The organism is Mesorhizobium sp. M4B.F.Ca.ET.089.01.1.1, assembly GCF_004022605.1.
Taxonomy (GTDB): domain Bacteria; phylum Pseudomonadota; class Alphaproteobacteria; order Rhizobiales; family Rhizobiaceae; genus Mesorhizobium; species Mesorhizobium abyssinicae.
Window position 1 is genome coordinate 1 of record NZ_RZOS01000271.1, and the last position, 7,774, is coordinate 7,774.

Annotated in this window: 7 protein-coding genes; 3 read left to right on the forward strand and 4 right to left on the reverse strand. The window is 65.2% G+C overall.

Features of this window, described 5'->3' with window-relative positions:
• Nucleotides 1–525, reverse strand: a 525-nt coding sequence (locus EN780_RS22285; protein WP_189556660.1) for a DMT family transporter, incomplete at its 3' end; no start/stop codon positions are given.
• Nucleotides 526–753: 228 nt separating this feature from the next.
• On the opposite strand from EN780_RS22285, the gene EN780_RS22290 reads away from it, so the two are divergent.
• On the forward strand, nucleotides 754–1,485 hold the full coding sequence (locus EN780_RS22290; protein ID WP_128275335.1) for a class I SAM-dependent methyltransferase: 732 nt from the start codon (nucleotides 754–756) through the stop codon (nucleotides 1,483–1,485).
• A 43-nt stretch (nucleotides 1,486–1,528) separates the two neighbouring features.
• On the opposite strand, the gene EN780_RS22295 is transcribed toward EN780_RS22290, so the two are convergent.
• The gene (locus EN780_RS22295; RefSeq protein WP_245500072.1) at nucleotides 1,529–1,927 is read right to left on the reverse strand and encodes a hypothetical protein; all 399 of its coding nucleotides are present in this window, start codon (nucleotides 1,925–1,927) and stop codon (nucleotides 1,529–1,531) included.
• A 296-nt stretch (nucleotides 1,928–2,223) separates the two neighbouring features.
• On the opposite strand from EN780_RS22295, the gene EN780_RS22300 reads away from it, so the two are divergent.
• Nucleotides 2,224–2,664 carry a hypothetical protein gene (locus EN780_RS22300; protein WP_128275336.1) on the forward strand — a complete coding sequence of 147 codons (441 nt, stop codon included), beginning with the start codon at nucleotides 2,224–2,226 and terminating at the stop codon, nucleotides 2,662–2,664.
• 103 nt (nucleotides 2,665–2,767) lie between these two features.
• Here the strand turns inward: EN780_RS22300 and EN780_RS22305 are convergent, their stop codons facing one another.
• Together EN780_RS22305 and EN780_RS22310 are read right to left on the reverse strand one after the other, a co-directional pair.
• The gene (locus EN780_RS22305) at nucleotides 2,768–3,835 is read right to left on the reverse strand and encodes a glycosyltransferase (RefSeq protein ID WP_127286807.1); all 1,068 of its coding nucleotides are present in this window, start codon (nucleotides 3,833–3,835) and stop codon (nucleotides 2,768–2,770) included.
• A gap of 432 nt (nucleotides 3,836–4,267) precedes the next feature.
• Nucleotides 4,268–5,935: an outer membrane beta-barrel protein gene (locus EN780_RS22310; RefSeq protein ID WP_128275337.1), complete on the reverse strand. Its 1,668-nt coding sequence runs from the start codon at nucleotides 5,933–5,935 to the stop codon at nucleotides 4,268–4,270.
• A 294-nt stretch (nucleotides 5,936–6,229) separates the two neighbouring features.
• On the opposite strand from EN780_RS22310, the gene ade reads away from it, so the two are divergent.
• The coding region (ade, locus tag EN780_RS22315; protein ID WP_128275338.1) for an adenine deaminase at nucleotides 6,230–7,774 on the forward strand (1,545 nt) is incomplete at its 3' end.

Consider the following 7,774-nt stretch of genomic DNA (forward strand, 5'->3'; position numbering starts at 1 on the left):
AAGCAGCGCCGTCAGGTCGCCATGCGCGACGATCACCAGCATCCCGGCAAGGGCGGCCAGCGCGCCAAGCGACTTCCAAAGCCCGAGCGGCTCGCCAAGCACGAAACGGGCGAGCACCATCGTCATGACTGGCGACAGCGCCATGATGATGCCTGCGGTGCTGGCATCGGTCTCGTTGAGGCCGCGATAGATCATGCCCTGGCAGAGCGTGAGGCCGATGGCGCCGACGGCGACGATCTCCAGCGACCGCGCCCGCAGCAGCGTTATCATCGCGCCGTGGTGGCGATGCACGATCGGCAGCAGGATGGCGCAGGCGAGCGTCAGCCGCCAGAAGCATAGCCCCCAGGGCGGCATTTCCGGCGCCACCCACTTGGCCGCGATATAGACGCCAGCCGACAGAAGCCAGCACAGCACGGCGGCCGGATAGCCGGTAAAGGATGACAAGGTCGGGGAGGATCCGGTCAGGGAGGATATGGTCCCGACCGCAGGTTGCTCCCCCGGATGCGATATCGGCACTGCCTGCATGTCGTGCCCCCTTCCACGAGCGTCCGACCAAGGATGCGGCGGCAATATATCTCAATCTTGGGATGTTACATATGTCTGAGCATCGACGGTGATCGCGGAGATGCTTCTCTCAAATGAAGTCCAGACTTCAAATGCGGGGAAGCACCTGGCGAATTTCCACGGGAACGCGAGGCTTGCCGGAGGCGTTGCACATCCTTGCGGGGTGCGGCGGCTACCGGAGAACACGACATGGAAGGGTTCAGGCCTGAAGACAGCTTTCGCGGCGACGTTGCGAAGCGCTACGACGATGAGCTGCGCGGCGACGAGGATGAGACTGTTCGATTCCTGAAGGAGATCGCGGGTGGACGCGACTGCCTCGAGCTTGCCGTCGGCACAGGACGGATCGCCCTGCCGCTGGCGGCCGTCGGCCTGCGGGTCGACGGCATCGAACTTTCGCCCGACATGATCGAGGTACTGCGGCAGAAGCCGGGCGGATCGGAGATCGAGGTCGTCCATGGCGACATGACGGCGGTCGACATGGGTCGCCGCTACGGCGTCGTATATCTGGTGTTCAATTCGATCGGCAACGTGATCACCCAGGACGGTCAGGTCAGGTGCTTCGAGAATGCGGCCCGGCACCTTGATGAGGATGGCGTTTTCCTGCTCGAATGCCGGGTCCCCACGGCGCCGAAGCGGGACGACGGCGGCTTCGTCGAAGTCTCACATCCCGGCACCGGATCGGTCCACATCGCGGCGTGCAGATATGATCCGGTCAGCCAGGTGCTCGACCTGTCACACATCGATATCGGCAATGATATGGTCCGCATGGTTCCGCTCAGGCTGCGGCTGGCCCATCCGCCCGAATTCGACCTGATGGCGAGATGCGCCGGGCTGAAGCTCGACCAGCGATATGGCGGCTGGAAGCGCGAACCGTTTGACGCCCGCAGCTGGCGCCACATCAGCGTCTACCGGAAGAGATAGCCCGCAGGCGACAGAGCCGGCATCGACGCCGGCCTGGTCCAGGTCAGTGCGATGCGCCGCTGGACGGGTGCAAAAGTTCCCAGGTCAAACCAATCCGGCCATGGAACTGCGATGCAAACCGTTCGGCTTCGACGTTCTCCAGGCCATCGTCGACGAGAGCCTCGATGCTTCGCCGCATCAAGGCGAGCTGCATCGCCCGCGCGTGCGCAGCGTCCGTCTCCCGCATGATTTCCGTGACGTGGTAGGCGACGACCGGCTGGCCGAGACAGGACAGAAGCGCGCTGGCGTCGGCTGTCGCTGCACTGACTGCTTCTTCGATCTGCATTTGGCGCTCCTCATCAACGCTGATGATGGCGCCTCCCCGGGAGACAACGGTGTTCCGCTGCTTTTCTAGTTCCTCATCGCGCGCACCGACAAAGTGACAGTCGCGCTTGAGGGGCAATCGCTCTCTTGTTCGCTACCAAAAACCGTATGCTCCAACATCCAATTAAAGGCGACCGGATAGTTAATCGATGGTTAACAAGGGCGGTCACATCTTAAGCGTTTCTTAGACGAGACGGCGCGGATCAGCGCCGCGCCTTGCTGTCTGGGCCGGTGAGCCGTGGCCGACCGCTCGCAGCCAGATTTAGGCGGCGTGCCTGGAACCAATGAGGAGCGAGACTGTTCAGCAGTAACCTTGATACGACGCTGACGAGCCCGGTCCGGCCGGGCAAGCGGCGATCATGAGGAGTTCTCATCATGAACATTTCGTCCGGAATTCGTTCAGTCGCGGTTGCCGTCATCGCCGCCGGGGCAGTCAGCGTCGCCAGCGTCGCGCATGCCGACAGCGGCACGATCCGCTTCGCCATCTACAAGGCGGCCTTCTTCATCGGCGGTGCCGGAGGCGAAGGCACCCTCACCTTCCATGGTCGCCGTTATCCGATCTCGGTCGGCGCTGTCTCGGGCGGCCTCGCCTTCGGGGCTTCCAAGACCTATTTCCACGGCACCGTGCGCCACATTCGCCGCGCCCGGGACGTGACCGGAGTCTACGGTGCGGCAGGCGGTGGCGGCGCGCTCGGCAAAGGCGCCCAGGTCATCGTCATGACCAATGACAGGGGCGCCCAACTCGAACTCTCGGGCAAGCAGGTCGGCCTGCAAATCAATGCCGATCTCAGCGGCATGAGCATCGCGCTGAAGTAAGGGCCGGCGGCGGCCGCCGTGGGTCTTGCCAGATCAGCGACGGCACGCCATGTGAGCCGCAGAACCGCCGGTGCATGATCTTGCCGCGCCGTTTCTGCCGCCCCTACCCCATCGCCTGGCGGATGGTTTTCGCGAGGCGCGCCAGGAAGGCCGGCCTCGAGGCAGCGTCGAGCTTCCAGGACAGCACGGCGAGCGCCATCTTTCCGGGCAGCATGCCGACGGACAGGAACCAGGCGGCGAGCATGGCTCGGCGCCTGAGCGAGGCCGTCATTTCAAGGCTGGCGACGGCGCCGTGCGCGGCAAGCGCCAGTTTGGAATCATTGGCCACCGGGTGCCGGTCCCTGTCGGCGCAGAGCGAGGCCAGCCGCTCCTCCAGATGAAGCGTATCGTGCAGGACGGTCTCGGACGGCTCGACCGCCAGGCCGACGCCGGAGACCTGGCCGGACAGCGCCGCCATGCGGTGGAAATCATGCGCCACCCGCCAGCGCGCCCGCTCGGCAAGCTTGGCGCCGAAGACGGAATGGTTGGCGCCGTGGATGCGGTAGGCGCCGACGCATTCCTCGATCGACTGTACCTGGCCGTAGAGCGGGGCCAGCGTCGCCAGATAGCCATCGGCGCCCTGGCGGAAATCGGCTTCGGGAATCGGCATGATGGTCTCCAGCGTCGAGCGGTCGAAGGCGAGCCCGCTGGTCACCGTCGTCTGGTAGCGCCCCTTGTGCAGCAGCTTCGGCACCACGTCGCCGTCGTCGAAGGGAAGTTCCGGCGGCGGGAAGACATCCTTGACGTGCTGTTCTTCGTCGACGATGTGCAGCCGCGACTGCACTTGGGCGGTCGCCGGATCCCAGGCGTCGACGATCCTGGAGACGGCGTCAGGGTAGAGATAGTCGTCGGCGTCGAGGAACAGCACGATCCTGCCCGAGCTTGCCGCAAAGCCGGTGTTGAAGGCGGCGGCATGGCCGCCATTCCTTGGCCGCAGGCAGGCGCGAATGGAGTCGCCATAGGATTCTATGACCGCCGCCGAACCGTCGCTCGATCTGTCGTCGACGACGATGACCTCGACATCGTCATGGTCCTGGCCGAGCGCGCTGTCGACGCTGCGTTCCAGGAAGCGCGCGTAGTTGTAGTTCGGGATGATGATGGACACCGGAATCCGGCTGGGCATCGGATGCATCGCGTTTGACCTCGCGTCTTGCTTTGGTTTCAGCGGAACCCGCAGGAACAGGCCTCTAGCCCCACGAGTTTCCCGGGGGCAAAGCTTGCGCTTGCCCGGGGAGACGGGTTGCGTTGCGACGTCAGCTGAGCGGCCGCGATTGCCTTCGAGGGTCATCCGCCGCAGACATCGGCATGCGGCGCGAGGCGGTCGGGGATCCGGTCAGGCCGGCATGGCATGGCGGCCGGCCTCGACGGGAATTGTCCGTCATTCGATTTGGGACGGTCCGTCGCGCGCCCCGAAGGCATGGCCGGAGTGTGACCGCGAAATGCGGCCGCAACAAGCCCCGCGCGTCAATTGCGCCCGCCTTTCCGGCTGGAGCGGCGCGGCTCCAGTATTTGACTTACACAATTCCGGACGGAAAACCGCTACGCACTTTTCCTGGTATTGCTTCTAGAACTGATAGATGGCCGTCAGTCGCACTGTCTGGTTGGACATGTCGACCTTTGTGCCGGGGCTGACGAAGGAGTTGGTGGTGATGTCGCCGATGGTGCCACCGAAGCCGGCGCCGCCGACGGCGATGTCCAGCGACTTGTACTTGTCGTAGAGATATTCGCCGCGCAGTCGCAGGTTCTCGCTCACCTTCATCTCCAGGCCGCCGCCGATCGAGGCACCGTAGACGGTCTCGGCCATGTTGGATCTAAGCACGGTGGCGGCGCCAAGCAGCGGCGAGCTCGGCGAGTTGGCGACGAAGCCGAAGGCGCCGGCGCCGATCTGGTCGGGGCTCCTGCCAATGGCCAGGCCACCCGAAACGAACGCCATCAGGGCGGGCGTGACCTCATAGCCCGCCTTCAGCCTGACATGGCCGAGCGACTTGACGTCGGAGAAGATCAGCTGGGTGCCGATGCATTCGGCATGGCCGGAACCGAGCTGCTGGAAATTGATGAGCTGCGTCAGGCAGGCCGGGCCACCGGGGCCCCTCGGGTGATCGAAGACGTTGTTCAGCTCGACGTCGCCCTCGGCGCCGAAGATGAAACGCCCGAACTGGTGCTGGTAGCCGGCGAGAAGATGGCCGCCGGTCGAATCGCCCTCGAATTCGTTGGACGGCTCGACCCGCAGCGAGCCCTGAGTGACGTTGTTGGTCATGTTGAGGAAGTTGGTGGCGTCGGGGAAACCCACCTTGTGGCGGCTCATCGACAGGCCGCCGCCGAAATAGGCGCCCGACCAGTCGCTCTTCAGATAGTCGGGCTGCTCGGCCGGATCATCGGTTTCCGAGAAGGAATAGATGGCCGCCAGACGCACCGTGTGGCTGGAATAGTCGACGCGGTTGCCGGGACTGGTGAAGGAGTTGGTGGTCAGCTCGCCGATGGTTCCGCCGAAGCCGGCACCGCCGACGGCGATGTCGTGGCCCTGGTACTTGTCGTACATATATTCGCCGCGCAGCCGGAAGCCGTGCCCGACCTTGACCTGCAGGCCGCCGCCGATGGTCCAGCCATAGATGGTCTCGGCCATGTTGGACCTCTGGACGGTGGCGGCACCGATCAGCGGCGTGCTCGGCGGAGAGGCCATCATGCCGCCGGCGCTGGCGCCGATCGTCTCCGGGCTCTTGCCGATGGCGAGGCCGCCGGCGACGAAACCGAGCAGGCTCGGCGTGATCTCGACGCCGGCGATGCCGCGCACATGGCCGAGCGTCTTGACGTCGTCGAAGAAGGTCGAGAGACCCACGCAGCCGAAATGGCCGGCGGTGAAGACGGGCTCATTGGCACAGGCCGGGATGCCTGGCGTGCGGCCGTCCGAGAAGCTGGACCCGATCTCATAATCGGCCTCGGCACCGAACACGAAGCGGTCCTTCTGGAAGAGATAACCGCCCAGCACATGCCCGTCGACCGTATTGCCCTCATGGGAGAGATCGGGGGTCTTCTCGAAATGCCTGATGCCCGGCGCGGTTGTGTCGTCCATGATCACCCGGTCCATGCCGTTCGGAAAGTCGACCTTGTGCTTGCGGAAGGACGCGCCGCCGCCGACATAGAAACCCGACCAGTCGCTGGCCATGGCTGGAAGCGCCACGCTCGCGAGGCAAGCAGCAGCAAGCGCGGCTTTCGCCGACGATACGAAATGCATGAGATCCCCCCGGACCAATATTAAAGGTGGCTAATATCGGAGTAGCTGATATCACGTATTCGTGAACAGACGTATGGCCGAAATGCAACAGGCCATTGCATTTTGCGCGTCAAAAGGTTGCTTCCGGTTGCATCAGGATCACTACGGCCTGCCTCATGGCAGCGCTCTGCGCAGGCCTCAGCCTTCCATATGACAGACCTGCTCATCGTCATGTCCGCGTTCTGCTGATCGGCCCTTGACCGCTTCCGCACTTCAGCCGAGCGTGGACGAGCATCCCGCACAAGCGAGCACCCGATGGATTCGAAGACACTGCTGACCCGCATGATCCGCGCCGGCTCCGGCGAGGTGCCCGCCGATCTGGTGGTCCGCAACGTGCGGCTGCTCGATGTCGTCACCGGCACGGTGAGCGAAACCGATATCGCCATCGTCGCCGACCGCATCGTCGGCACCCATGCGCGCTATCAGGCGGCCGAGGAAATCGACGGCCGCGGCCGCTTCGCCGTGCCCGGTTTCATCGACACGCATCTCCACATCGAATCGTCGCTGGTCAGCCCGCTCGAATTCGACCGCTGCGCGCTGCCGCATGGCGTCACCACCGTACTTTGCGACCCGCATGAGATCGCCAATGTGCTGGGAGTCGAAGGCATCCGCTATTTCCTCGACTGCGCAGAGCGGACCATCCTCGACGTGCGCGTCAACCTGTCGTCCTGCGTGCCGTCGACGACGTTCGAGACCTCAGGCGCGCGGCTGGAGGCGGAGGACCTCGTACCCTTCCGTTCCCATCCCAAGGTGGTCGGCCTCGCCGAGGTGATGAATTTTCCCGGCGTGCTCGCCGGCGACGAAGGCATGATCGCCAAGCTCGACGCCTTTTCCGACGGCCACATCGACGGCCACGCGCCGCTGCTCAGGGGCCAGCGGCTCAACGGCTATCTGGCGGCGCGCATTCGCACCGACCACGAGACCACGACCGCCGCCGAGGCGCGTGAAAAACTCGCAAAGGGGATGGCGATCCTGATCCGCGAGGGCTCGGCCTCCAAGGACCTTGACGCGCTGGCCGAGATCCTCGACGCCGACACGTCGAGCTTCGTCGCGCTCTGCACCGACGACCGCAATCCGCTCGACATCGCCGAGGAGGGCCATCTCGATTCCTCGATCCGGCGGCTGATCGCCAAGGGCCGGCCGCTGCATCACGTCTACCGCGCCGCCAGCCATTCGGCTGCCCGCATCTTCGGCCTCACCGACCGCGGCCTGGTGGCACCCGGCTGGCGGGCCGACATCGCGTTGCTCGACGACCTCGAGGACTGCCGCGTCAGCGACGTCATCGCGGGCGGCCGGCTGGTGAGCCCGGCGCTGTTCGAGACGCGGCGGACGGTGGCGCCGGTCGGCCTCGGCTCGGTGAAGGCGAGGCCGGTCACGGCGGACGCCTTCCGTGTCGAGGCCAGGGCCGGCCGCAACCAGACGCCGGTGATCGCGATCAAGCCCGGCCTCATCATCACCTTCCGCGAGGACGCCGCCCTGCCCGTCCTCGACCAGTCCCTGCAGGCCGATCCCGAAGCCGACATCCTCAAGGCCGCCGTGGTCGAGCGCCACGGCAGGAACGGCAACATCGGCAAGGGTTTTGTGCGGGGTATCGGCCTCAAGCGCGGCGCCATCGCCTCCTCGATCGGCCATGACTGCCACAACATCACCGTGGTCGGCGCCACCGACGCCGACATGGCGGTGGCGGTCAACCGGCTTATCGCGATGGGCGGCGGCATGGCGGTGGCCGACAATGGCGTCATCACCGCCGAGCTGGCGCTGCCGCTGGCCGGGCTTATGAGCCTCGACTCCTTCGAGACC